Here is a 24,023-nt window from a genome sequence, read left to right on the forward strand (position 1 = left end):
TAAGTCTCCCGCGGTCGCCATGGCGGCCTGCCAGCGGCCTCGCGGATGCGCGCCGCACTCTGCATGCGGAAGCAAGACATGATCGCCGGCCTCGATCTCAGGGAAGTCATCGAACTCGCGTTGCTGCTGATCGCGGTCGGAGCGCTGTCGGGCTTTCTGGCCGGTCTGTTCGGCATTGGCGGCGGCGCCATCCTGGTGCCGGTGTTCTACGAATGCTTCCGCCTCGTCGGCGTGCCGCTGGAAGTGCGGATGCCACTCTGCATCGGCACCTCGCTTGCGATCATCATTCCGACCTCGCTGTCGTCGTTTCGCGCCCATTACAAGAGGGGCGCCGTCGACATGGGAATTCTCAGGCTCTGGTGGCTCCCCATTCTGTTTGGCGTTCTCGCCGGCAGCGTCACCGCGCGCCACGCGCCGGAACGGCTGTTTAAGATCGTGTTCGTGATGGTGGCCTGGTCGGCCGCGGCGCGGCTGTTGCTGGCGCGGGAAGCCTGGAAGTTCGGCGACGATCTGCCGAAGGGTTTTCTGATGCGCGTCTACGGCTTCTTCGTTGGACTGCTATCGACCCTGATGGGCATCGGCGGTGGCCTGTTCGCGAACTTGTTGATGACGTTCTATGGTCGGCCGATCCATCAGGCCGTCGCCACCTCTTCGGCGCTGGCGGTGTTGATCTCGATTCCCGGCGCAATCGGCTATGTCTACGCCGGCTGGCCCGCCGCGGCGCGCTTTCCCGATGTCGCCGCGCTGCAGCTTCCGTTCTCGCTCGGCTATGTCTCGCTGATCGGCGCGTTGTTGGTGATGCCGACCACGCTGGTCACGGCGCCGCTCGGGGTGAAGGTCGCGCACGCGCTGTCGAAGCGCGCACTGGAGATGGCGTTCGGGGCGTATCTTTTCATCGTCGGCGGCAGGTTTGTGATCAGCCTGGTGTCAGGCGCGTAGCCGAGTCGCAACCTCGCTCTTGTCATTGCGAGCGAAGCGAAGCAATCCATCTCGCCGCTTGCAGAGGCATGGATTGCTTCGTCGCTTCGCTCCTCGCAATGACGGCGGCGGCAATGCGCTACTTCGAATAGATGTCCTTATACGTATCCCGCAATATATTCTTCTGCACCTTGCCCATGGCGTTGCGCGGCAGTTCGTCGACGACGAACACGCGCTTCGGCATCTTGAATTTTGCCAAGCGGCCATCGAGCGCCTTCAGTACGCCCGCTTCGGTGACCTCGGCGCCCTTGTTGCACACGAGCACTGCGGTGACGCCCTCGCCGAAATCGGCGTGCGGCACGCCGATCACGGCGGACTCGATCACACCAGGCATGGCGTCGATCTCGCTCTCGATTTCCTTGGGGTAGACGTTGAAGCCGCCGGAGATGACAAGATCCTTGCCGCGGCCAAGAATGTGGACATAGCCCTTGGCGTCGATCTTGCCGAGGTCGCCGGTGATGAAGAAGCCGTCGTCGCGGAATTCGGCCTTTGTCTTTTCTGGCATCCGCCAATAGCCCTTGAACACGTTGGGCCCCTTCACCTCGATCATACCGATCTCGTCGCGCGCCATCTCCTTACCGGTTTCGGGATCGGTGACGCGCACGGAGACGCCGGGCAGGGGATGGCCGACGGCGCCGGGGACGCGCTCGCCGTCATAGGGATTGGAGGTGTTCATGTTGGTTTCGGTCATGCCGTAGCGCTCCAGCACGGCATGGCCGGTGCGCGCCGACCATTCGCGGTGGGTATCGGCGAGCAGCGGCGCCGAGCCCGAAATGAACAGCCGCATATGGCTGGTCGATTCCTTCGACAGCGCCGGGCTCTGCAGCAGCCGTGTGTAGAAGGTCGGCACGCCCATCAACACGGTCGCACGCGCCATCAGTTTGATGATCAGCTCAGGGTCGAACTTTGGCAGGAAGATCATCGAGGCGCGGGCGAACAGTGTGACGTTGCTGGCCACGAACAGGCCGTGGGTGTGATAGATCGGCAGCGCGTGGATCAGCACGTCCTTGTCGGTGAAGCGCCAGTAGTCGACCAGGCTGTAGGAGTTCGACGCGAGATTGTCGTGCGTCAGCATCGCGCCCTTGGAACGGCCGGTGGTGCCCGAGGTGTAGAGGATGGCGGCGAGGTCATCATTGGCGCGGGCGACGGTCGCGAAAGCGCTATCTGCCTGGGCGGCGGCCTCGGTCAGCGATCCCTTGCCGTCAGCACCGAGCGTTTCCACCTTGGCCTTCACCTTGGCGGCGATCGCACCGATGCCTTCCGCCTTCGAGGGGTCGCAGACGACAAGCGCCGGCTCGGCATCGGAGATGAAGTAGTCGAGCTCGTTGAGCGTATAGGCGGTGTTGAGCGGCAGGTAGACGCCGCCGGCGCGCACCGTCGCGAGATACAGCACGAGCGCCGGCACCGATTTCTCGGTTTGCGCCGCGACGCGGTCCCCTCGCTTGACGCCGCGCGACACCAGCACATTCGCCATCCGGCCGGCGCGGGCGATCAGGTCGCCATAGCTGATGCGCGTGCCGTCGAGCATTTCGATCGCGAGCCGGTTCGGATCATCGAGCGTATCGAACAGGCGGGAAAACAGGTTGGCGTTGGCGGTCGTGTTCATGCAACATTCCCTTAAGGGGGCGCTGGCGAGCAGAATTTCGCCGGCTGGAATAGCAAGAACGCCCTTCAAAAAGCAACGGAGACAGTTTGCATGACAAATAGCGGGAAACGCGTGGCCTGGGTGACCGGCGGCGGCAGCGGCATTGGCGCGTCAGGGGCGGAATTTCTGGCGGCGGACGGCTGGACCGTGGTGGTTTCGGGGCGGCGCAAGGACGCCCTCGACCAGGTCGTGGCTGAAATCACCAAAAAGGGCGGCAAGGCCGAGGCCATCGCGCTCGACGTCAGCAACAAGGAAGACGTCAACAAGGCGGCCGAGCAGATTCTGGCCAAGCACGGCCGGATCGACCTTCTGGTCAACAGCGCCGGCATCAACGTGCCGAACAGAAGCTGGGCCGAAATGGAACTGGAGGGTTGGGACAAAGTCGTCGATATCAACCTCAACGGCGTGCTCTACTGCATGCGCGCGGTGCTGCCGGCGATGCGCAAGCAGCAGGACGGCTGCATCATCAATGTCGCGTCCTGGGCCGGCCGCCACGTCTCGAAGATGCCGGGCCCGGCCTACACAACGACCAAGCACGCGGTGCTGGCGCTGACCCATTCCTTCAACATGGACGAATGCGTCAACGGCCTGCGCGCCTGCTGCCTGTCGCCGGGCGAGGTCGCAACGCCGATCCTGAAGCTGCGCCCGGTGGTGCCGTCTGAGGAAGAGCAGGCAAAGATGCTGCAGCCGGAAGATTGCGGCCGTACCATCGCCTTCGTTGCCAGCCTGCCGCCGCGCGTATGCGTGAACGAAATCCTGATTAGCCCGACGCATAATCGCGGCTTCATCCAGACGCCGGCGAACAGGGATTAGGACGAACTCTCTCCACGGTCGTCCCCGCGAACGCGGGGACCCATAGCCACCGGCGTCAGTTTTTGCGAAAGGTATTAGCTACTCTGCCCTATCGATAAATCACGTGGTATGGGCCCCTGCGTTCGCAGGGGCGACGGGTGGAGGGCTGCGTCGTGCCACGATCCGCCCCCGCGAAAGTTTCAACCATCACGATAAATTATTCCCCGAAACCGGCCCGAAAACCTCCCGTAGCTCGGGCCAACGACGACGCAAACATCAGGGTCTACCGACCAGCGCCGTTGTTTTCATCCCGGCGGATCACCCGCCGGTACAATCGCAATCCTCGGGAGAAGATTCCATGTCCAAACGTATTGCACTTCTGTCGGCCGCAATGTTCAGCGCACTGGCTTTCACCGCCACCATCACCGCGCCCGCAAGCGCGGAAGAGAAGACCGTGATGGTCGGCGGCGCCGCGATGTTCCCTTCCAAGAACATCATCCAGAACGCCGTCAACTCCAAGGACCACACCACGCTGGTTGCCGCCGTCAAGGCTGCCGGCCTGGTCGAGACGCTGGAAGGCAAGGGTCCGTTCACGGTGTTCGCGCCGACCAACACCGCCTTCGGCAAGCTGCCGGCCGGCACGGTCGACACGCTGGTCAAGCCTGAGAACAAGGCGACCCTGACCAAGATCCTCACCTACCATGTCGTGCCCGGCAAGCTCGCGGCGGCCGACCTGAAGGACGGCATGAAGCTCAAGACCGCCGAGGGCGAGCAGCTTTCGGTCAAGCATCAGGACGGCAAGGTCTGGATCGTCGACGCCAAGGGTGGAACCTCGATGGTCACAATCTCGAACGTCAATCAGTCGAACGGCGTGATCCATGTGGTCGACACCGTGCTGATGCCGGCGTCCTGAGTTCCCGCGCGCCTCTGATCTGGTCCCAACAGGGCGTGTGGATTGGCGAGCCGGGGCAACAACCCGGCTCGCTTTTTTGTGAAATCCGATACATGCCGGGCATCGATTTGATAGCCTGACGGCAGTAACGGAATGCCGGTTCCCGGCGTATAACCAAGAGCGAATTAGAAGCGGGGAAGAGCCATGTCGGCCGTCACAGTCTCAGGCGAGCAAGCGACCTCAACCAAGGCCAAGGTCATTCAGCCGGCCTGGGTGCGGGCGCTGCACTGGGCCAATGCCTTCGCGATGGTCCTGATGATCATGTCGGGGTGGCAGATCTATAACGCCTCCCCGCTATTCAATTTCAGCTTTTCCCCGAGCATCACTCTGGGCGGCTGGCTCGCCGGCGCGCTGCTCTGGCATTTCGCCGCGATGTGGCTGTTGATGGTCAACGGCCTGATCTATCTCGTGCTGGGCTTTATCACTGGCCGCTTTCGCAGGAAGCTGCTGCCGATCACGCCGGAGGGTGTGATCTCGGACACCAAGGCGGCGCTGACCGGCAAGCTGTCGCATGCGGATCTCACCAAATATAACCAGGTGCAGAAGCTGCTCTATGCCGGAATCATCGTCATCGGCATCCTCATCGTGCTGTCGGGTCTGGCGATCTGGAAGCCGGTGCAGCTGCAATATCTGACCGCGTTGTTCGGCGGCTACGATGCCGCCCGTTATGTCCATTTCTTCTGCATGGCGGGTATCGTCGCCTTCATGGTGGTCCACGTCGCGCTCGCCCTTCTGGTGCCGAAGAGCCTGCGCGCGATGATCATCGGACGCTAATTCAAGGGAGTATGACCATGGGCCGCATGCGCAAGCTCTTCATTCCCGGCGTCGACAAGATGCTCCTGGTCCGGGACGCGGTGAAGACCATGCCGGACCTGACGCGCCGGCGCTTCATCTCCGGCGGCGCCAGCCTCGGCGCGCTGACGCTGCTGACGGGCTGCGACGTCACCGACAGCTTTTCCGCCGAGGAAATGCTGAAGCAGGTCTCGAAATTCAATGACGGCGTGCAGTCGTGGATCTTCAACCCCAATGCGATGGCGCCGACATTCCCGGAAAGCGCGATCACCAAGCCGTTCCCGTTCAACGGCTATTACGATCTCGACGAGGCGCCCGAGGTCGACGGCAAGAGCTGGAAGCTCGAGGTGCGCGGCCTCGTCGACAATAAGAAGTCCTGGACGCTGGACGAGCTTTATCAGTTACCGCAGGTCAAGCAGGTCACGCGTCACATCTGCGTCGAGGGCTGGAGCGCGATCGGAAGCTGGACCGGCACGCCATTGCGCGATTTCCTGAAGCTCATCGGCGCCGATACCCGCGCCAAATACGTCTGGTTCCAGTGCGCCGACAAGGATGGCTACAACTCGCCGCTCGACATGCAGTCGGCGCTGCATGCGCAGACCCAGATGACCTTCAAGTTCGGCGACGAGATTTTGCCGCGTGCCTATGGTTTCCCGATGAAAATCCGGGTGCCGACAAAACTCGGCTTCAAGAACCCGAAATACGTGATCTCGATGGAAGTCACCAACGAATACAAGGGCGGCTTCTGGGAAGACCAGGGATATAATTCGTTCAGCGGGAGTTAGGCGGCGTTCGGACAGGCGTGTTCGCGCTGAAGCCAGCGCGAACATGAACAGGTCGATATGGTTGCCACGACCGATCTCAGTGCTTCACCATCGGACAGGCGCTCTCGCTGAGCGGCCGTGCGGCTTGCTCCGCCGGCACCGTGGCAAGAAGCTTGAGATAATCGAACGGGTATTTGGATTCCGAGGGCTTCTTTACCTGCAGCAGATAATAGGGGCGCATCACGCGTCCATCCTCGCGCACCGTGCCCTTGGTGTAGAAGTCGTCGATCGGCAGTTCCTTCATCTTGGCGACGACCTTGGTCGCGTCGGTCGTGCCGGCTGCCGCCACCGCCTTGAGGTAATGCAACGTCGCCCCATAGGTCCCGGCATGGATCATGCTCGGCGGCTTTCCGCCGTTGCGGGCGAGTAAGCGCTTGGTCCAGGCGCGGGTCGCGTCGTCGAGGTCCCAGAAGAAGGTCTCGCTCGCGGTCAGGCCCTGCGCCGCTTCGAGGCCAAGGGCGTGGGTGTCGGGAAACTGCAGCAGGAGCGCTGCCACGCGCTGGTCGCCTTTGCGGCCGAGACCGAATTCCCCGGCCTGTTTGATCGCGTTGATGGTGTCGCCGCCGGCGTTCGAGAGCGCGACGATCTTCGCCTTCGAGGCCTGCGCCTGCAGCAGGAACGACGAGAAATCGGCGGTGTTGAGCGGATGTCGCACGGCTCCCACCACCTTGCCGCCGGCGGCCGTGACGAACGACGAGGTGTCCTTCTCGAGGGCATGCCCGAAGGCGTAATCGGCGGTGATGAAGAACCAGCTATCGCCACCTTGTTTCACCAGCGCTTGGCCGATCGTCGCCGCAAGGCCGTAGGTATCGAAGCTCCAATGCACGCCGTGCGGCGAGCAGGCTTTGCCGGTGAGGTCCGACGTGGCGGCGCCGGTGTTGATGTCGACGGCGTCGCGCGTGCGCGTCACCTCGCGCACGGCGAGTCCCACGGCTGAATTGGGAACGTCGAGGATGAGGCTGACGCCCTCGGTCTCGATCCACTGCCGCGCGATGTTGGCGCCGATGTCGGGCTTGTTCTGGTGGTCGGCAAAGATGACTTCGATCGGCCGGCCCAGCACCTTGCCGCCGAAATCCTCGACCGCCATGCGCGCGGCGTGGACCGAACCCATGCCGCTCAGATCCGCGTACAGTCCCGTCTGGTCGTTGAGAACGCCAAGCTTGACCGGCTGCTGCGCGACCGCGGAGGCGGTCAGACCCCCGCCCCACGTCAGGAGCGCGAGCGCGGCGAGAATGGTGCGACGCATGAAAAGCCTCCCCTTGCCGTAGCGACCGCTGAGCCGGTCGTCTTTGGCATGATGGTACAGGGCATCGCTGGAAAGCGGAGGGCCGGTTTTTGCTTCCGAGCTATGCATCAGCGCCGCATGAGCTGGACGATATTTAATGAAACCTCCGCGGAATGGCGGCGGTTGCCCCCGTGGGCGACGCCGGTTTCACGACCGCGGAGACATGTCATGAGCAGAGAACTTATCGCCCACAATAGGCCGGTGTTCGGCCAGCTTCATCCCAGAATCTGGGGCACGGCGGCCGGCCTGATCGCATGGTTCGCGCTAATGGCCTGGATCTTGTTCGATCGCTCGAGCGACGTCACCCTGTCGTTGATGTTCGTGACCGTGTTGTTCGCCGTCGCAATCGCTCTGCCGTGGACGCTATCCCTTGTGTGGAAGAAGTTTCAAATGCCCCATGAGGGGCATCCGACGCCAGCCTCGTTCCACGACTGGACCGACGGCGATCTTGCGGTTTGGGGTGCGCGGCTCCGCGCCAGGGATGCGGCCATCGACGTGTTATTGCCGCTGGCGGCGGTTTCGCTTGGCCTCACCGCGATCGGAATAGTCTTCGTCATCGTGCGGGCCTTTGCCGCGTAGTTCCGAGGCTACGCGGCCGCCATGTCCATCCGCCGGCAGAAGCAGGATGCCTTGATCGGAACCTCCGCGCGTGCCTGCGCCAGATCCAGCCGCTGCTTGATCATGCCGGCCTCGGCCTTTTCGCCACGGCGGACCAGGCATTCGTGCAGCCCGTGCAGCGACCACAGATTATCGGGATGCTGACAGGCGCGGCTGAGCTTGCCGTCGAGGCCGAGGTCGGAGCGGTAGACCGCCTCGGCTTCCTCGATCCGGCCCTGCTCGAGCAGCAGCGCGCCAAGCGCGTGGCGGGTCGGCTGCATCCATCCCCAGGGCTCGTCATAGGGCAGGCTGTCGCTGAGCTCGACCGACTTGCGCAGATGCGCGAACGCCGCGTCGTGATGGCCTTTGCGATACTCCAGTTCGCCATCCAGCATCGCTTCAGCAACGTCGAGTAGATTGACGATCCTGTTGTTGTGGACCCGGCGGCTCTCGGGCACTTGCATCTTCGCCGCCATGAACAGGACTTTCTCGATCTCGGCCTCGGCGACATTGCCGAGCGCCGAATGCGCCACTGCCTTGGCGTAGTGGATCATCGCGACGTTCGAGCAATAGAGCTCTCTGTCCTTTGGCAGCTCCTGCGCGATGATCTCGCGCCATTTGCCGAAGCGCACGAGGACGTGCTGCTTCATGGTCAGATAGCCTTCCAGAAAATCCGCCATCGGCGGCGACTGAATGCGCAGCACCGCCTCGGGGATCGTCGCGATCAGTTCTTCGGCCAATGCGATCGCGGGCGTGTACTGGCCGAGGAACATGGCGCCGTAGATTGCGAAGTGGAAATTGTGAATGACGTAGACGAGATAGACGCCTGGATCGTCCGAATAGGCGAGGAACCTGCGGTCCGTCGCCAGCGCCTTCTGGTTATAGACAAGCACGTCCCTGTAGTGCCCGCACAGCACGTCGAGATGCGTCGGCATGTGGATGAGGTGGCCGGAGTCCGGAACGATGTCGCGCAACCGGTCGCCGGCGCGCAGTGCGGCTTGCGGGAACGGCGACATCTCCATCAGGTGCACATAGAGATGCAGCAATCCCGGGTGATCCCACGCTGCGGGAATCCGCTCCAGCGCATATTCCAGCACCGCCCTGCATTCCTCGGTGCCCGCGCCCTCGGCCGGCTTGCCGAAGGGCAGGTCCCACATCAGCCAGGGCGTCTCGTTCATCAGCGATTCCGCAAATACCGCGCGGACCTCGAGATCATCGGGATACGCAGCGAAGATCTTGCGCATTTCGCCGCTGTAGGCCTTGTCCCAGGGCGACATGTCCTCGATCGCCAGGCGCTGCGGATAGCGCGCGGTGAGGGCCTGGATCATCGCCTGCTCGACCGGACTTGCCTTTCCGGCATGCGCCAGCGCTGCCTGCATGGCGTCATAGGATGCCGACAGCGCCGTCTGCCGCCCCAGCGGGTCGTAGCGGACCCATGGCAGATTGTAGTTGGGCCCCGAAGCGTAGCTGATGCCCCAATGCGCCATCGCGCAGTCGGGATCGTGGCTCAGCGCCTTCTGAAAGCACTTGATCGCTTCGGCGTGGTTGAACCCGAACAGCCAGTTGAGGCCGCGGTCGAACCAGATTTGCGCATCCTGTGACGACGTGGTGATTTTGCGGCTGTACGGCCCCAGATCGAAATAGGTCATGCCCCATCATCTCCCTGATCGTTTTGCGTTTCTGTGCCGCTTGCCTGCCGACAGAGTACCTTAACACAAGGTCGTGTCACGTGAGACCGCAAACTGCCGCAGGCGATTGTGATCGTGGCGCTTGAAATTCAGCGCGTAGGGCAGGCAAAGCGAAGCGTGTCTGCCATCAAGAACCGCACAAGACCATGGCCGCACGGCGCAAAGACGCGGGCATCGTCAACCCTGCGAAGCTGGACATAATCTGTAATGGTATTATTTTATTGTGCGACGTGAGGTTGGAATTCAGCGAACAATAATGAACAGAGAAAAGTGGCTGATCGTCTCACTCATCGGCATTTCGGTGATTTCCGCTTTGCTTGATGGCTTTTTCTATCTGAACAGCGCGTCCTCGATGCCAGCATCGTCCGTCGGTGCAGGCGCTTTGTCGGTATTTCTGCTCGTGCTTTGGATCGACGCCGATAGCAAAGTTCATCCGCAGGTCGCCCGATGTTTCGACTATGGTTTTCTCGTGCTGATGTTTTGGTTGCCGTTTCTCCCTTACTATCTGTGGCGTACAAGAGGTGCGGTAGGATTATTGATGTCTGCCGGTTTCCTTGGCTTGCTCTCGATGGGGTTTCTCGTTCAGTTGCTGATCTATATTTTGTATTATTTGTAGGCAGCGCCGTAGGGTGAGCTGAGCGAAGCGAGCCCACCGTTAATGGCGAGCAAGCTTGTGGTGGGCACGCTTCGCTTCGCCCACCCTACGATGCTACGCCTTCTTCACCTTCCGCTGAAACGCCGAGAGCATTGCGCCGAGCGCCAGCATTGCGGCCGACACGTTCAGCGCAAATGACAGGCTTCCGACCGCGTCGGTGATCGCGCCGATCACGATCGGTCCCAGCGTCTGGCCGATGCCGAAGGAGATCGTCATCGCGGCAATCGCCGTGGGCCAGGCCTGCGGCGGATAGTTGAAGCGGACAAAGGCGGTGGTGGAGCCGACCACCGCGAAGAACGCGACGCCGAACACCAGTGCCGATGTCGCCAGCAGCCACACCGACTGACCGAAGATTGGCAGCGCGGCGCCGACCGCATTGACGCCGAGGATGATCGTGGTGGCGAGGCCGCCGCGATCGAGCGCGAGCACGCGCCGCCACACCCAGGGTGTCACGAAGGCGCTTAGTCCGATCAGGCTCCAGAACGCGCTTTGCGCCGCCGCGCCGCCGCCGGCATCGCGGACATAGGCGATCATGAAGGTCATGTAGGCGATGTAGCCGGCGCCGAACAGGAAGTAGCCGGCGAGATAGATCACGACCGGCAGGATGACGAATTTCGCTGATGTCGTCGCTGTCGCCGTCGCGCCGTCATGCAGCGGCGCGAGCAGCACCGGAATCGTCATGACGGCGCCAAGCAGCGTCATCGCCCACCAGACGATCCACCACGAGCCCGGTCCGAATCCTTGCAGCACGAACGGCGCCACCAGTCCCGATGCAAGGATGCCGATGCCGGGCCCGGCATAGAACAGGCTGAGCAGAAAATTCGCCCGTTCCGGCCGCGACTGGGCGATCGTCGCCGCCAGCGTGCCGCCGCCGACAAAGCCCGCCGCGGCACCGACGCCGGCCAGCAGCCGGGCAAAGGTCAGGACGTAGAAATTACCCGACAGCGCGCAGAGCGCCAGCGATGCGACGCAGGCCAGCGTGCCCCATCGCACCGACGCCACCATGCCGAATTGCCGGATCATCCGCGAGGCGAAGAGCGCGCCGGCGAGATAGCCGGCCGCGTTGACGGTATTCATGAAGCCGGCCGCGGAATAGGACCAGTGCAGCGTGTCGCGCATATCGGGCAGCACCAGTGCATAGGCGAAGCGGCCGATGCCGAGACCGACGGTCGGCGCCAGCGACAGGATCAGAATCAGCCGTGCAGGATGGGCGTAGGTCTGGTGAATGTCTGGGGATCGCACGTAGGACTCCGGCAATCCGCTACTGTGGCAGCCGTCCGCGGGCTTGCACAGGTGCGGCTTGCGCAACGGTGTCTTGCCAATCCTGCATCAGCCGATCAGCACCAGCACGACGCCGAGCACGGTCAGCGCGGTGCCCGCCACGATGCGCGTGGTGATCGCGACGTGACGGAGCACGACGGCGCTCAGCGCCACCGTGACCAGCGGATAGACCGCGGCGAGCGGCGCCACCAGCGTGATCGGGCCATTGCGGACGGCGGCAAACAGCGTGAGTGCGCTGAGGCCATTGCTAATCCCGGTCATGGCGAACCAGAAAATGCCGACCCGCGGTGCGTCCACGACGAAGCTGCCTTTGCGGAAGCGCTGTACCGTCAACACCACGAGCGACGACATGATGTAACCGATCAGGCAGGCCCAGAGCGGGCTTGGCCAGACGGCGAGCCCAAGCTTGACCACCGGCGGTACCACGCCGCGGATCAGGGCGCTGCAGAGCGGCAGCAGCAGCGCCCAGCTTCGCCAGTGGCCGAGGTCGCGCGGGCGCGTCACCGAAATGATCGCCGCACCGGCTACCGCCACCACAAGGCCCAGCAGTTGCGGGAGATGCAGCGGCTCGTGCAGCAGGATCACCGCCATGGCCACTGCGAACAGCGGCGCGAGGTTGCCGAGCGTTGAAGTGATGACCGGGCCGAGCGCCCGGTTCGAGGCGAAGGTCAGCAATGTCAGCGAGGCCGGGAAGAACAGGCCAATGGCGATGAAAATCGGCAAGGCCTCCCACACCACCGGCTCGCCCTGCAGGATCAGCGGCGACAGCAGCAGGAACAGGATGGTGAAGGAGGGGACGCTGATCGCGGCTCCCGAGAGCGGCTCGACGGTCCGCAGGCCGAGTTGCGCCAGAACCACCCCGGCGCCGAGAAAACCCGCCGAAGCAAAGGCGTAGATAATGGCTGATGTCATGAGGCCGTCTTGGTGCCTTCTCGGGGGCTGCGGATTGCTCGTTCCCGGCCTTTTTGGCCTGTCTGCGATGCCTTGCCAATCCGTCTCGGGGGCTTTAGCACTCCGCCCGGATTTCACATTTTTCCGTCATGGCCGGGCTTGTCCCGGCCATCCACGTCTTGTTTGCGAGGAAGACGTGGATGCCCGGCACAAGGCCGGGCATGACGAGCAGGAGGTAAACGACCATGGCGACCCATAAACTGCTGCTTCTCCCCGGCGACGGTATCGGCCCCGAAGTGATGGGCGAGGTGCAGCGCCTGATCGACTGGCTGAACAAGCAGGGCATCGCGTCATTCGAGACTGAGCAGGGCCTGGTCGGCGGTTCCGCCTATGATGCGCACAAGGTCTCGATCTCTGAAGGCGACATGGCCAAGGCCCTGGCCGCGGACGCCATCATCTTCGGCGCGGTCGGCGGTCCGAAGTGGGACAGCGTTCCCTATGAGGTGCGCCCCGAGGCCGGTCTGCTCCGGCTGCGCAAGGACCTCGGCCTGTTCGCCAATTTGCGGCCCGCGGTGTGCTATCCGGCGCTGGCGGATGCTTCGAGCCTGAAGCGCGAGGCGGTCGAAGGCCTCGACATCATGATCGTGCGCGAGCTCACCGGCGGCGTCTATTTCGGCGAGCCGAAGACGATCACCGATCTCGGCAACGGCCAGAAGCGCGCCATCGATACCCAAGTCTACGACACCTATGAGATCGAGCGCATCGGCCGCGTCGCCTTTGACCTGGCGCGCAAGCGCCGCAACAAGGTGACCTCGATGGAAAAGCGCAACGTCATGAAGTCGGGCGTGCTCTGGAACGAGGTGATGACATCAGTCCATGCGCGCGAATACAAGGACGTGACGCTGGAGCACCAGCTCGCCGATTCCGGCGGCATGATGCTGGTAAAGGCGCCGAAGCAGTTCGACGTCATCGTGACAGACAATCTGTTCGGCGACATGCTGTCCGACATCGCCGCGATGCTGACCGGCTCGCTCGGCATGTTGCCCTCGGCCTCGCTCGGCGAAATCGACGCCAAGACCAAAAAGCGCCGCTCGCTGTTCGAGCCGGTGCACGGCTCGGCGCCCGATATCGCCGGCAAGGGCCTCGCCAATCCGATCGCGATGATCTCCTCGTTCGGCATGGCGCTGCGCTATTCCTTCGACATGGGCGGTCTCGCCGACAAGGTCGATGCCGCGATCGCGGCCGTGCTGGCCAGCGGCCTTCGCACCGCCGATATCAAGTCAGAGGGCACGACGGCGGCTTCGACCACGCAGATGGGCGAGGCGATTATCAAGGAGCTGCAGAAGCTGCACGCCTGAGGACGTCACCCGGATTGCGCTCCGCGTCATCCGGGCGTCACGCGAAGCTACTAGAGCCGTTTCATGGATGGATCTCATCTGCCGAAGATCGGGGAAACTGCCGTTCATGAAACGGTGCGGCTGCGCGAGGCTGAGATCGGCCGGCGCTGTGAGGTCTTGAGCAATACGCGCATCGAATATGCGTCGCTGGGCGACTACTCCTATCTCGGCGAGAATTGCGAGGTCGCCGACGCGGCGATCGGAAAATTCACGGCCATCGCCAATTCGGTGCGGATCGGCGCGCCGAACCATCCGATGGGCCGTCCGTCGCAGCATCGCTTCACCTATTGCCCGGAATATTATGAGGCGACGGCAACGCGGGATCGCGATTTCTTCGCGGAGCGCCGCAGCGACCGGGTAACGATCGGCAATGATTGCTGGATCGGTCATGCCGCCATCCTCCTGCCGGGCGTGACCGTCGGCGATGGCGCCGTCATTGCCGCCGGCGCGGTCGTCAGCCGCGACGTGCCGCCCTATACGGTTGTTGGCGGCGTGCCAGCCCGCCTGATCCGCAAGCGCTTTTCCGACGACATCGCTGAAAGCCTGCGCCGCATCGCCTGGTGGGATTGGCCGGACGAGATCATCTTTGAACGCCTAAGCGATTTTCGCTCCGAGGCGATCGAAGCGTTTTGCAGGCGTTACGATCCGGCGTTTGCGAGCCGGTAAAGGCCGACGTGGCAATTCACTCGCTGTCGTCCCGGCCTTGAGCCGGGACCCATAACCACCATCGTTCGTGGTGGACCAAAAACGTCGAATAGCTTTTCTAAATCGTGAGGCCGCGGCGTATGGGTCCCTGCTTTCGCAAGGACGACGGCGGCGGTGTTACTCGATCGCGCTCAGTACAGCGGGAAGCGCTGCGGATAGCCACCCATGTCGGACGGCGGGTTGAGCGGCTGGCGGTCGATCGGGCGGTTGAGGTTTTCGCGCGCGAACGTCGGATAACCATGCTCCGGCGGGAAGGCGTAGTCCTGAAACTTGCGGTCGCCGGGCAGCACTTCGGTGCCGGCATCGAGCCAGGAGCGCGTGGTGACGTAGACGCGGGTCCGCGGGCCCTGCTGATACACCCGGTTCGGCCCACTCGGCCCGTAATAAGGACGGCCGTCCCGGTCATAGCGCTGCGGCTTGGACTGGGCGCTGGCGGCGGTCGCGCCGACCGCAACGAGGGCGGCCGCGGCAAGCAGCGTCGCGAGCTTGCTCGCAGCGGGGAATTTTCGGGTCATTGCTTCCTCGTCATTAGCTACCCCTGAAGGGGCCTGGCGCATCGCCAAATCGGTCTGTCGCCATTGTAGTCACGGCCAGACCATCGTCGCTAGGTCAATTGCGCCACACCGCGGCGGAATAATGCGGGGCGAAGCCAAAAAGTTTCATGAAAACCAGTGTCTTGGCCGCTTGTTGCCACAATTATAGGGGGCGGCCGAAGCCGTCGCCGCCAAGGGTGGAGTTAGAGGGCGCCGCGCAGCCGCGGATTATCGGCGCCCATCACCCAGTCGGCCGACAGCAGCGGAGCGCCCGAGCTTCCGCAATCGCTGCGCCGAAGCTCGGCATGGGCGAACAGCTGCGCCAGTTTCGCATCATGGCCGGCCGAAAGCAGGATGAGCCGGTTCAGCATGCAGGTGATCGCAGACCGGCGGGCGGGCAGATCCTCGCCTTGGCACGACCAGCCGGACAGACGGAATTTCGGCTCGTCGACATGCCGGTAGAATCGCAGGCAGGCGTGGGCGGCCTCCGGGCCGCCGACCCGGCGAAACAGCGTCACTGCGCCGAACTTGCTGTCGATGATTCCAGCCGCCTCCAGCTCGCGTGTGCCGGCCGGGTCCATCCGCGCGGCAAGATAGCCGGCGGCCGAGCCGACCTGATCGATTTCGGTGCCGGGGCGATAGATTTCGAGCTCGGCGACTAGCGCGCCGCCGGCACCGCTCCAGTGAAAGATGTCTTTGCGGCCGCCCTCGGGGTGCCGGAAAATCTCGTAAGTCTCTGTCTTGCCTGGAAAAATAAAATGGCTGACGGCGAATGCCGGCGCGCTGCGCTCGGCCTGGCTCCAGGTTTTCGGCGAGGGCTCAGCGATAACGATATCGGGCAAATGGTTCCATAGCGCGATACCGCAGATGGCCATCAGCGCCAATACCATCAGGTAGGCGCAGAGCCGCGCCAGCGTGCCGCAGATCTCGTCTGCAAAGGCGGCCAACGCCGGGTGGATTCTCGCCCTATATGGGAAATTGGCCGTTCTGGCCGGAAACGAATGCATCAAACGCCCAAACGCAACCGTCACACGTTGTCTAGATTCTTGTTTTGACGCGTTTTCTTCACGCGAACCGGTATCCACTTCGCTCGAAAACGCTATAAGGACGTTTCTCGCATAGAAGCGCTGCCTTCTCCCTTTCGCCTGAGGCGGCGGGGCGGCATTTTTCCTCGGAGAGTGAACGATGGGTTACAAAGTCGCTGTCGTCGGTGCGACCGGCAATGTCGGGCGCGAAATGCTCAACATCCTCGACGAGCGCAAATTCCCCGCCGACGAGGTCGTGGTGCTGGCCTCGCGCCGCAGCGTCGGCGTCGAGGTCTCCTATGGCGACCGCACGCTGAAGGTCAAGGCGCTCGAGCATTACGACTTCTCCGACATCGACATCTGCCTGATGTCGGCCGGCGGATCGGTCTCGAAGGAATGGTCGCCGAAGATCGGTGCCGCCGGTGCCGTCGTGATCGACAATTCGTCGGCCTGGCGCATGGACCCGGATGTGCCGCTGATCGTGCCGGAAGTGAACGCGGACGCGGCGAAGGGTTTTGCCAAGAAGAACATCATCGCCAACCCGAACTGCTCGACCGCGCAGCTCGTCGTGGCGCTGAAGCCGCTGCACGACAAGGCCACCATCAAGCGCGTCGTGGTCTCGACCTACCAGTCGGTGTCGGGCGCCGGCAAGGATGCGATGGACGAACTGTTCTCGCAGACCAAGGCCGTCTACACCAATGACGAGCTGGTCAACAAGAAATTCCCCAAGCGCATCGCCTTCAACGTCATCCCCCACATCGACGTCTTCATGGAGGACGGCTACACCAAGGAAGAGTGGAAGATGATGGCGGAGACCAAGAAGATTCTTGATCCCAAGATCAAGCTCTCCGCCACCTGCGTGCGCGTGCCGGTGTTCGTCGGCCATTCGGAGGCCGTCAACATCGAGTTCGAGAACCCGATCACCGCCGATGAGGCGCGCAACATCCTGCGCAACGCGCCGGGCTGCCTCGTGATCGACAAGCAGGAGCCCGGCGGCTACGTCACGCCGTATGAAGCGGCCGGCGAGGACGCCACCTATATCAGCCGCATCCGCGAGGACGCGACGGTGGAGAACGGCCTCGTGCTGTGGTGCGTCTCCGACAACCTCCGCAAGGGTGCCGCGCTGAACGCGGTGCAGATCGCCGAATGCCTGATCAACCGCAAGCTGATCAGCGCGAAGAAGAAGGCGGCGTAAGCTTCCCTCACTTCTCTTGTCGTCCCGGACAAGCGCGCCAAAGGCGCGCGCCGATCCGGGATCCATAGCCACAGGACGTGGTTTGGCGAAGGTTCGTGGTTGTCGGCGCGCGCGACAACGCAAGCTTGGGATTATGGGTCCCGGATCTGCGCTCCGCTTCGCTGCGCTCGTCCGGGACGACGATCTCATTTGATGCCGCAGTCTACGAAATCCCTTACGCCACCTCGCGCGCGTTCTTGAATTCCTTGCTCGCCCGGTCGAGCACGAACAGCGAGCCTTCGGCCACACCAAAGTAGGCGCCGTGCAATTCCATCTCGCCGCGCTCGACGCGGCTGCGCACGAACGGGAACGTCATCAGGTTTTCCAGCGAGCGGAAGATCGCGGCCTTCTCGATCCTGACCGTAAAATCCTGCATCGTCTCGCGCTCGCGCTGCTCGACGACCTCGCCCGGCTTGATGAACAACGCCATCCAGCGGCCGATGAAATCGCCCGGCGACAGCGGGTCGATCTTGTCGATGAAGGCGCGGATGCCGCCGCATTGGGCGTGGCCGAGCACGACGATATGCCTGATGCGGAGCACGTTGACGGCATATTCCAGCGCCGCCGAGACGCCGTGGGCGCCGCCGTCAGGCTCGTAGACCGGCACCAGATTGGCGACGTTGCGCACCACGAAGAGTTCACCCGGGCCGGCGTCGAAAATCACTTCAGGCGAGACGCGGGAGTCGCAGCAGCCGATCACCATCACGGCGGGCGATTGGCCGCGCTCGGAAAGTTCCCGGTAGCGCGTCTGTTCAGTCGGCAGGCGCTGCGAGGCGAAGGCGCGGTAGCCGTCGAGCAGATGCTGCGGAAATGACGATGCCATGATCTCTCTGCCTGTGTTGGGCGCATGCCTAACCATAGACCGGTGACCGGAACAAGGCTTTCGGACCCCGGTTTGAAATGTTAGGGCGTGGGGCCCAAGCCCCTAGAGGAAGCCAGCCCATGATCCGTCCGCGCCGCAGCCTGTTGTTCATGCCGGGGTCTAACGCGCGGGCGCTGGAAAAGGCGCGCACGCTGCCGGCCGACGGCATCATTCTCGACCTCGAGGATTCGGTGGCGCCGGATGCCAAGGCGGCGGCGCGCGACCAGATTGCCAAGGCCGTCATGGCCGGCGGGTTCGGCAAGCGCGAGGTGCTGATCCGGGTCAACAGCCTCGATACGCCCTGGTGGGTCGAGGACGTCACCATGGCCGGCAAGGTCAAGCCCGATGGCATCCTGGTTCCCAAGATTTCTACCGTGGCTGACCTCAACGCCATCGCCAACCGCCTCAGCGACATCAACGCCGACATGTCGATCAGGGTCTGGGCCATGATCGAAACCGCCCGCGCCGTGCTCGATGCCGACAAGCTGGCCGCCGCGTCTCGCGATTCCGAGACACGCCTGGCGGGCTTCGTATTCGGTCCCAATGACATTTCGCGGGAGACGCGGATCCGCATGCAGCCGGGCCGCGCGGCGATGATCCCGATGATCACCCACTGCATCCTGGCGACGCGTGCGCACGGGCTGGAAATTCTCGACGGCCCCTACAGCGACATCAGCAATATCGACGGTTTTGCCACCGAATGCGCGCAGGGCCGCGATCTCGGCTTCGACGGCAAGACGCTGATCCATCCGAGCCATATCGAGGCCTGCAACGCGATCTTCACGCCGCCGGCCGAGGAGGTCGAGCAGGCGCGCAAGATCATCGCGGCGTTCGAGAAGCCGGAAAACGTCTCGCGTGGCGCGATCCAGCTCGACGGGCGGATGGTGGAGCGGCTGCATGCCGACATGGCGCGGCGGACGATTGCGATTGCGGATGCCATCGCGGCGATGGCCTAGTTCCGCCTCAGGCTCAGGATGTAGCTTGCGAGGTCGTCGGCCTGTTCAGGGGTGATGATCAGATTGGGCATCCTGTGGTGGCTGGTCTTGAAGAACACTTTCAGCGACAGCGCCGTTGTCGACGGCCGGTTGGCGAGGGCGACGAAATCTGGCGGCCCGCCGCGGGTGCCGGCGGTATCGGCCTCGATCGCATGACAATCCCTGCACCACGCCTCGGCAAGACGGTGTCCAGCCGCAATGCCTTCTGACGGCAGCGGGGCGCCGCTTGCATGATGCAGCCGGACGAACAGCAGCACCGCGAGTGCGCCGAGAAGTTCGATCAAGATCTGCAGCCAGGTGGAACGGGCCATCGTCGGCATCCCCCGGCGCGGGTCTTACTTCGCTGGCTGCTGGCTCAGGCCGTCGATGGTCGGCGCGTTGGCGCAGTATTCTTCATAGTGCGCAGCGGCGGTGCCGCCGGCGAGATCTTTGTCGCACTGCCGCTTGTTGATGCACATCGAGCAGACGCGCTCCATGTCGCGCAGCACCAGCGGCTCGGTGCGCGCCAGATCGTCCTGATCGATGCCAAGCGCGGTCAGCATCTTCGGCAGCTCATCGGCGGCATGCGGCCCTTGGCGGACCAGCGCCTCGAGATCGGCGGAAGACATCCGCAGGTCGCTTGCGATCTGGCCGAAATTGGCGGCGTCCATCTCGCGCATTTCCCGCAGCTCGCGCCGGTGCTTCAGCCATTCGGCGAAGATGTCGACCATGCGGCTGACGGTGGGATAGGGCGTTTCCTGAACGGTCATGGCACGGCTCCCTTGGGGTGCTTTGATGGTCCAAGGTGCGCGCCAATCGGCCGCCGGTCGTTGCGCTGGATCAAATTTGGGGGCGGTCCGCTCTTACCCTCCCCTCCAGGGGAGGGTAAGCCACGGCTATCCGCCAAACTTCTCCGTCGCCCAGGCATAGAGACTTCCCGCAATCGGCTTCTCGCCGCCGCGGCCTTTGGGCGAGATGTGCAGCCCGATAATTTCGGGATCGGCCAGCAACCCCGCAAACTCCGTCGGCTCAAAAAACAATTTCGGCTCGGCATGCACCGCGTAAAACGACCGCTTCGGCAGCGCGTGCTGCAATTCGTTCGAACGGCGCGCGAGTGCGGTGAGGGCGGCCGGGCCGTAGATGGCGATGCGGATGTCCGAGAGGCGGCTCGAGCGGCGGCGCATCTGGCGCAGCATGAAGGTGAGGCGATGGCGCAGCGCCAGCCAGTCCGGCACCAGATCCTCCTGCTCCATCAGATCGGCGAACGCGCGCACGATCGGATCGTCTGCGGGCAGGTACAGGACGGAGTTGCCGAGCTGGCGGCGGCGCTCCCAGGCGAAGTACGGTTTTGCCGGATCGATCTCGATCGGCTTCAGCAGGAGAACGTCGGCGTCGAGCCACAAGCCGGCGCGCTCGGCCATCAGCCGCATGCGGAAGAAGTCGCTGAACTGCAAAATCGTCCAGTCGCGCCAGCTGCCATCCGGCTCGGGCGGGCGCAGCCGCTCGGCAAAGGAATGCGGCAGGATCGCCTCGGCCTCGGCATTGCCGACGCCGTCGGGCAGGCCGGGTACGGGATCGAAACTATAGACGGTGACCTTGTGACCGGCGGCGACCTGCGACCTGAGGCAGGTGAGCCGCAGCCCGTCGAGCGGGCCGTGCCAGAAGGTGACGACGTCAGGCCGCATCCGCGCCATCTCCGCTTAACGAAAGAGCCCCGAGGTGATCGGGGCTCTGGTAACACGATCGGGCGGCACGATCAGGCCCAGGTGCGCTCTTTCTTCAGCTTCGCCTCGTAATTGTCGATCGACGACTTCTTTTCCATGGTCAGGCCGATGTCGTCGAGGCCGTTCATCAGGCAGTGCTTGCGGAACGGGTCGATCTCGAACTTCACCTTGCCGCCGTCGGGACCGCGGATCTCCTGGTTGGGCAGATCGATGGTCAGCGTCGCGTTGGCGCCGCGCTCGGCGTCGTCGAACAGCTTGTCGAGGTCTTCCTGCGCCACGCGGATCGGCAGAATGCCGTTCTTGAAGCAGTTGTTGTAGAAGATGTCGCCGAACGAGGTCGAGATCACGCAGCGGATGCCGAAATCGAGCAGCGCCCACGGCGCGTGCTCGCGGCTCGAGCCGCAGCCGAAATTGTCGCCGGCGACCAGCACCTTGGCGCTCCGATAGGCCGGCTGGTTGAGCACGAAGTCCGGGTTCTCGCTGCCGTCATCCTTGTAGCGCTGTTCGGAGAAAAGCCCCTTGCCAAGGCCGGTGCGCTTGATGGTCTTCAGGTACTGCTTCGGAATGATCATGTCGGTGTCGACATTGATGATCTTCAGGGGGGCAGCAACGCCTTCCAGTATGGTGAACTTATCCATCGATCGCTTCCCGGTTGAAAGGGGGGGACGGGCCGCTGATTTATCGCGAATATGGCCCCGGCAAAAGGCCGATTTACGCATAGGCCGCCTGTTCTGGCGCGTTTCGGACGAACCGGCGGTTCGCCGGGGGTAGGCGGCCTAGCCTGCCGCCGCCTCGATCGCCTCCATGTCGGCGTCCGAGAGGCCGAAATGGTGCCCGATCTCGTGGATCAGGACGTGGCGGACGATATGGCCGAGCGTTTCCTCGTGCTCGGCCCAGTAGTCCAGGATCGGGCGGCGGTAGAGCCAGATCATGTTGGGCAGGCGGGCGACATCGCCGTGGCTCTGCTGCGGCAGGCCGATGCCCTGAAACAGGCCGAGCAGGTCAAACTCGGTCTGTGCCTGCATCTCGTCCAGCACCTCGTCGGTCGGGAAATCGTCGACGCGGATGATCACGCCCTCGCACAGGGTTCGAAACGTCTTGGGCAGGCGCTCGAACACCTCATGGGCCATGGCTTCCATTTCGGCGAGCGAGGGGGCTTTTGCTTCGGTCCACATCAGGACGTATTTAGCGTGTGTTATGCCCGTGCGCATTATGGTTTTGCGAGTTGACCTCAGCGCGCCAATCGGAGACCGTGCGGGCGCTATCAGGCGTGGGTGGGCTTAAGATGAAACGGATTGTGATGGTTGCAATGTGGGCTGCTCTTGCCGGGCTCGTGCTGCCGGGTGCGGCCGCTCAGGCCCAGACGGCGGTGCCGGAACTTGCGCTCGCGCCGGCGACCAATTTGTCGGTCACCGATCTGTCCGCCCAGCGCCGTCGTCCGCTCCGGCGCGTTCCAATCTATCGGCAGCAGGAATGGGCGCCCGACGTCTACCCGCGCTACAACCCCGGTCCCAATGCCGTGCGCGACTGCACCGCGCATTACGTGCAGGAGTATCGGCCGAGCGGCACGGTGATCACCCCGCGCATGAATTGCTATTGGCGGCCGGGCTAGTTTCTTCCACTCATTGTTAGCTTGTTAGCGTGTCGTGCGCGATGGCCGTGAAGGCGGTTCGCGCGTCATTGCGCGTGCGTCGATCTCGGCGAAGGCCGCAGCCTGCATTCATCTTCGTGGCGCGTTCATTCAGGACGCATTCAAGTCGCGGACGCCAGATTGCATGCAGCGTCGCGACGAGCCGTTCGGCGCAGGCGTGACACACGAAGGAGAGATTCATGCAGCTCACAAAAGTTCTGGGACTGTCAGCGATAGGCGTCTTGCTTGCGCTCGCTGCGCCGGCCAATGCGCTCCCGCTCAGCGATCCCGGCGCCGCCGCGGCCATTCAGGAAGATGCAAAGCTGGCGACGACGGAAGTTCACTGGCGGCATCATCACCACCATCGGTGGCACCGCTGGCATCATCGCCACCATCACCACCATCATCATCACCGCCACTGGCATCGCTGGTGATGCGACAGTAAGGCGCAGCCATCGAACAGGCCCGTTCATCGCGGGCCTGTTTTGATTTTAAAGCCGCCGCCTTGAAACCGGCGAGATCGCTGTCCGTTATCTCTCACCTCAGGATCGGTAGTGGGAGTACATCATGAGGAGTTTGATTTCTGCAGCCCTTGTCGCAGGCGCGCTCGCGATCGGCGCGCAGGGAGCGATCGGCAGCGCGGCCGCGGCGCCGCAGGCCAAGCCGCAAACCGCCGGCACGTCCGGCGCCACAGATTTCAGCGCGCACCGCTATCACCGGCGTCACTATCGCCATTACGGCTATTATCGTCCGTATCATCGCTCCTATTACTACGGGCCCGGTTACTACGCCCGGCCGGTCTACTATCGTCCTTATCCGTATTACGAGCCGGCGCCGTTCACCTTCGGCATCGGCTTCGGTCCGTTCTGGTGGTGAGACACCAGATAAGTCTTTCAACGCGTTCATCGCTGACGTCAGTCGTATTCATGGCGCGTTCACGTGCCTGTCATTAACGTCACGTCGGGAGCGACACCGCAAATGAAAGCGACGGGGATCAACCGCGGAGCGGTTGAGGGCGCGCCGTCGCGGTGAGGGAGGATACATCCATGTCGATCTCCGATCCCGGACGCGGTCTTGTCCGCCGTCTGGGCGTTACGGCTGCGGCGCTGCTGGCGTTCGCAGCGGCATCACAACAGCGCGCCGAGGCGCTTACGCTCGCAAGTCCCGGCGCGGCTCCATCCATCAAATTTGCAACCGATGGCCTTGCGACCGAAGTGCGTCATGGCGGCGGCGGCGGTGGTGGCGGCTTCCGCGGTGGTGGCGGAGGCTTCCACGGTGGCGGTGGTTTTCGTGGCGGTGGCGGCGGATTTCACGGCGGTGGATTCAGAGGCGGCGGCGCCGCATTCCATGGCGGCGGGTTCCGAGGCGGCGGGTTTGCGATTCACCGCGGCGGCGGCTTTCGCGCCGCGCCGATCTATCGTGGCGGCGGTTATCGCATAGGTCGGCCTTTTTATGGCTATCGTCATGCCTACCACCGGCCCTATTTCCATCACCACCGACGTCACTTCCATCGGCGCTTCTACTACGCGCCGTCCTATTACTATCCGCGTTACTATGGC

Annotated in this window: 28 protein-coding genes; 13 read left to right on the plus strand and 15 right to left on the minus strand. The window is 63.3% G+C overall.

Annotated features, from left to right (window positions below; all coding sequences use genetic code 11):
- Window positions 1-78 precede the first annotated feature (78 nt).
- Entirely contained in the window at window positions 79-939 is an 861-nt protein-coding gene (locus QA643_RS01630; protein ID WP_283031472.1) for a sulfite exporter TauE/SafE family protein, read from the plus strand.
- 118 nt (window positions 940-1,057) lie between these two features.
- Here the strand turns inward: QA643_RS01630 and QA643_RS01635 are convergent, their stop codons facing one another.
- Entirely contained in the window at window positions 1,058-2,584 is a 1,527-nt protein-coding gene (locus QA643_RS01635) for a malonyl-CoA synthase (RefSeq protein ID WP_283031473.1), read from the minus strand.
- A gap of 90 nt (window positions 2,585-2,674) precedes the next feature.
- On the opposite strand from QA643_RS01635, the gene QA643_RS01640 reads away from it, so the two are divergent.
- From QA643_RS01640 to QA643_RS01655, 4 genes are all read left to right on the plus strand, one after another.
- A complete protein-coding gene (locus QA643_RS01640) occupies window positions 2,675-3,436 on the plus strand; it encodes an SDR family oxidoreductase (protein ID WP_283031474.1) in 762 nt (253 codons plus the stop codon).
- A 337-nt stretch (window positions 3,437-3,773) separates the two neighbouring features.
- Entirely contained in the window at window positions 3,774-4,328 is a 555-nt protein-coding gene (locus QA643_RS01645; RefSeq protein ID WP_283031475.1) for a fasciclin domain-containing protein, read from the plus strand.
- Between the two features lie 183 nt (window positions 4,329-4,511).
- Window positions 4,512-5,141 carry a cytochrome b/b6 domain-containing protein gene (locus QA643_RS01650; RefSeq protein ID WP_283031476.1) on the plus strand — a complete coding sequence of 210 codons (630 nt, stop codon included), beginning with the start codon at window positions 4,512-4,514 and terminating at the stop codon, window positions 5,139-5,141.
- 17 nt (window positions 5,142-5,158) lie between these two features.
- Complete coding sequence (locus tag QA643_RS01655; protein WP_283031477.1) at window positions 5,159-5,944, plus strand: molybdopterin-dependent oxidoreductase; 786 nt, start codon at window positions 5,159-5,161, stop codon at window positions 5,942-5,944.
- Between the two features lie 76 nt (window positions 5,945-6,020).
- Here the strand turns inward: QA643_RS01655 and QA643_RS01660 are convergent, their stop codons facing one another.
- Window positions 6,021-7,229 carry an ABC transporter substrate-binding protein gene (locus QA643_RS01660; protein ID WP_283031478.1) on the minus strand — a complete coding sequence of 403 codons (1,209 nt, stop codon included), beginning with the start codon at window positions 7,227-7,229 and terminating at the stop codon, window positions 6,021-6,023.
- 207 nt (window positions 7,230-7,436) lie between these two features.
- On the opposite strand from QA643_RS01660, the gene QA643_RS01665 reads away from it, so the two are divergent.
- Complete coding sequence (locus QA643_RS01665; RefSeq protein WP_283031479.1) at window positions 7,437-7,847, plus strand: hypothetical protein; 411 nt, start codon at window positions 7,437-7,439, stop codon at window positions 7,845-7,847.
- An 8-nt stretch (window positions 7,848-7,855) separates the two neighbouring features.
- On the opposite strand, the gene QA643_RS01670 is transcribed toward QA643_RS01665, so the two are convergent.
- Window positions 7,856-9,514, minus strand: a complete 1,659-nt coding sequence (locus QA643_RS01670; RefSeq protein ID WP_283031480.1) for a tetratricopeptide repeat protein — start codon at window positions 9,512-9,514, stop codon at window positions 7,856-7,858.
- Between the two features lie 295 nt (window positions 9,515-9,809).
- On the opposite strand from QA643_RS01670, the gene QA643_RS01675 reads away from it, so the two are divergent.
- Window positions 9,810-10,169, plus strand: a complete 360-nt coding sequence (locus tag QA643_RS01675; RefSeq protein ID WP_283031481.1) for a hypothetical protein — start codon at window positions 9,810-9,812, stop codon at window positions 10,167-10,169.
- Window positions 10,170-10,262: 93 nt separating this feature from the next.
- Here QA643_RS01675 and QA643_RS01680 read toward each other — a convergent pair whose 3' ends face one another.
- Both QA643_RS01680 and QA643_RS01685 read right to left on the minus strand, forming a co-directional pair.
- Window positions 10,263-11,450, minus strand: coding sequence for a YbfB/YjiJ family MFS transporter (locus QA643_RS01680; RefSeq protein WP_283031482.1), 1,188 nt, complete (start codon window positions 11,448-11,450; stop codon window positions 10,263-10,265).
- Between the two features lie 87 nt (window positions 11,451-11,537).
- Entirely contained in the window at window positions 11,538-12,401 is an 864-nt protein-coding gene (locus tag QA643_RS01685) for a DMT family transporter (protein ID WP_283031483.1), read from the minus strand.
- 224 nt (window positions 12,402-12,625) lie between these two features.
- Between QA643_RS01685 and leuB the strand changes: the two genes are divergently transcribed.
- Entirely contained in the window at window positions 12,626-13,738 is a 1,113-nt protein-coding gene (gene leuB / locus QA643_RS01690; RefSeq protein ID WP_283031484.1) for a 3-isopropylmalate dehydrogenase, read from the plus strand.
- A gap of 63 nt (window positions 13,739-13,801) precedes the next feature.
- A complete protein-coding gene (locus tag QA643_RS01695; RefSeq protein WP_283031485.1) occupies window positions 13,802-14,443 on the plus strand; it encodes a DapH/DapD/GlmU-related protein in 642 nt (213 codons plus the stop codon).
- A gap of 170 nt (window positions 14,444-14,613) precedes the next feature.
- Here the strand turns inward: QA643_RS01695 and QA643_RS01700 are convergent, their stop codons facing one another.
- Window positions 14,614-14,997 (minus strand): hypothetical protein, encoded by a 384-nt coding sequence (locus tag QA643_RS01700; RefSeq protein WP_283031486.1) that lies wholly within the window; start codon window positions 14,995-14,997, stop codon window positions 14,614-14,616.
- Window positions 14,998-15,218: 221 nt separating this feature from the next.
- Window positions 15,219-15,962: a hypothetical protein gene (locus tag QA643_RS01705; RefSeq protein ID WP_349253252.1), complete on the minus strand. Its 744-nt coding sequence runs from the start codon at window positions 15,960-15,962 to the stop codon at window positions 15,219-15,221.
- A gap of 238 nt (window positions 15,963-16,200) precedes the next feature.
- On the opposite strand from QA643_RS01705, the gene QA643_RS01710 reads away from it, so the two are divergent.
- Entirely contained in the window at window positions 16,201-17,235 is a 1,035-nt protein-coding gene (locus tag QA643_RS01710) for an aspartate-semialdehyde dehydrogenase (protein ID WP_283031488.1), read from the plus strand.
- A gap of 214 nt (window positions 17,236-17,449) precedes the next feature.
- Here the strand turns inward: QA643_RS01710 and QA643_RS01715 are convergent, their stop codons facing one another.
- Window positions 17,450-18,097 (minus strand): carbonic anhydrase, encoded by a 648-nt coding sequence (locus QA643_RS01715; RefSeq protein ID WP_283031489.1) that lies wholly within the window; start codon window positions 18,095-18,097, stop codon window positions 17,450-17,452.
- 119 nt (window positions 18,098-18,216) lie between these two features.
- Here QA643_RS01715 and QA643_RS01720 point away from each other — a divergent pair, with 119 nt between their 5' ends.
- Window positions 18,217-19,092 (plus strand): CoA ester lyase, encoded by an 876-nt coding sequence (locus QA643_RS01720; protein WP_283031490.1) that lies wholly within the window; start codon window positions 18,217-18,219, stop codon window positions 19,090-19,092.
- On the opposite strand, the gene QA643_RS01725 is transcribed toward QA643_RS01720, so the two are convergent.
- The 5 genes from QA643_RS01725 to QA643_RS01745 all read right to left on the minus strand — a co-directional run bounded on the left by QA643_RS01725 (window position 19,089) and on the right by QA643_RS01745 (window position 22,009).
- Window positions 19,089-19,442 (minus strand): cytochrome c, encoded by a 354-nt coding sequence (locus QA643_RS01725; protein WP_283031491.1) that lies wholly within the window; start codon window positions 19,440-19,442, stop codon window positions 19,089-19,091. The genes QA643_RS01720 and QA643_RS01725 overlap by 4 nt on opposite strands.
- A gap of 24 nt (window positions 19,443-19,466) precedes the next feature.
- Window positions 19,467-19,880 (minus strand): hypothetical protein, encoded by a 414-nt coding sequence (locus tag QA643_RS01730; protein ID WP_283031492.1) that lies wholly within the window; start codon window positions 19,878-19,880, stop codon window positions 19,467-19,469.
- A gap of 126 nt (window positions 19,881-20,006) precedes the next feature.
- Window positions 20,007-20,795 (minus strand): hypothetical protein, encoded by a 789-nt coding sequence (locus QA643_RS01735; RefSeq protein ID WP_283031493.1) that lies wholly within the window; start codon window positions 20,793-20,795, stop codon window positions 20,007-20,009.
- A gap of 71 nt (window positions 20,796-20,866) precedes the next feature.
- The gene (gene leuD, locus QA643_RS01740; protein ID WP_283031494.1) at window positions 20,867-21,472 is read right to left on the minus strand and encodes a 3-isopropylmalate dehydratase small subunit; all 606 of its coding nucleotides are present in this window, start codon (window positions 21,470-21,472) and stop codon (window positions 20,867-20,869) included.
- Between the two features lie 138 nt (window positions 21,473-21,610).
- Window positions 21,611-22,009 (minus strand): metallopeptidase family protein, encoded by a 399-nt coding sequence (locus QA643_RS01745; RefSeq protein ID WP_283031495.1) that lies wholly within the window; start codon window positions 22,007-22,009, stop codon window positions 21,611-21,613.
- Window positions 22,010-22,119: 110 nt separating this feature from the next.
- On the opposite strand from QA643_RS01745, the gene QA643_RS01750 reads away from it, so the two are divergent.
- On the plus strand, window positions 22,120-22,446 hold the full coding sequence (locus tag QA643_RS01750) for a hypothetical protein (RefSeq protein ID WP_283031496.1): 327 nt from the start codon (window positions 22,120-22,122) through the stop codon (window positions 22,444-22,446).
- A 245-nt stretch (window positions 22,447-22,691) separates the two neighbouring features.
- Here QA643_RS01750 and QA643_RS01755 read toward each other — a convergent pair whose 3' ends face one another.
- Window positions 22,692-22,937, minus strand: a complete 246-nt coding sequence (locus QA643_RS01755; protein WP_283031497.1) for a hypothetical protein — start codon at window positions 22,935-22,937, stop codon at window positions 22,692-22,694.
- 94 nt (window positions 22,938-23,031) lie between these two features.
- On the opposite strand from QA643_RS01755, the gene QA643_RS01760 reads away from it, so the two are divergent.
- Entirely contained in the window at window positions 23,032-23,340 is a 309-nt protein-coding gene (locus QA643_RS01760) for a hypothetical protein (protein WP_283031498.1), read from the plus strand.
- A gap of 251 nt (window positions 23,341-23,591) precedes the next feature.
- Here QA643_RS01760 and QA643_RS38665 read toward each other — a convergent pair whose 3' ends face one another.
- Complete coding sequence (locus tag QA643_RS38665) at window positions 23,592-23,975, minus strand: hypothetical protein (protein WP_349253253.1); 384 nt, start codon at window positions 23,973-23,975, stop codon at window positions 23,592-23,594.
- Window positions 23,976-24,023: the final 48 nt, after the last annotated feature.

This window comes from Bradyrhizobium sp. CB3481 (assembly GCF_029714305.1).
Taxonomy (GTDB): domain Bacteria; phylum Pseudomonadota; class Alphaproteobacteria; order Rhizobiales; family Xanthobacteraceae; genus Bradyrhizobium.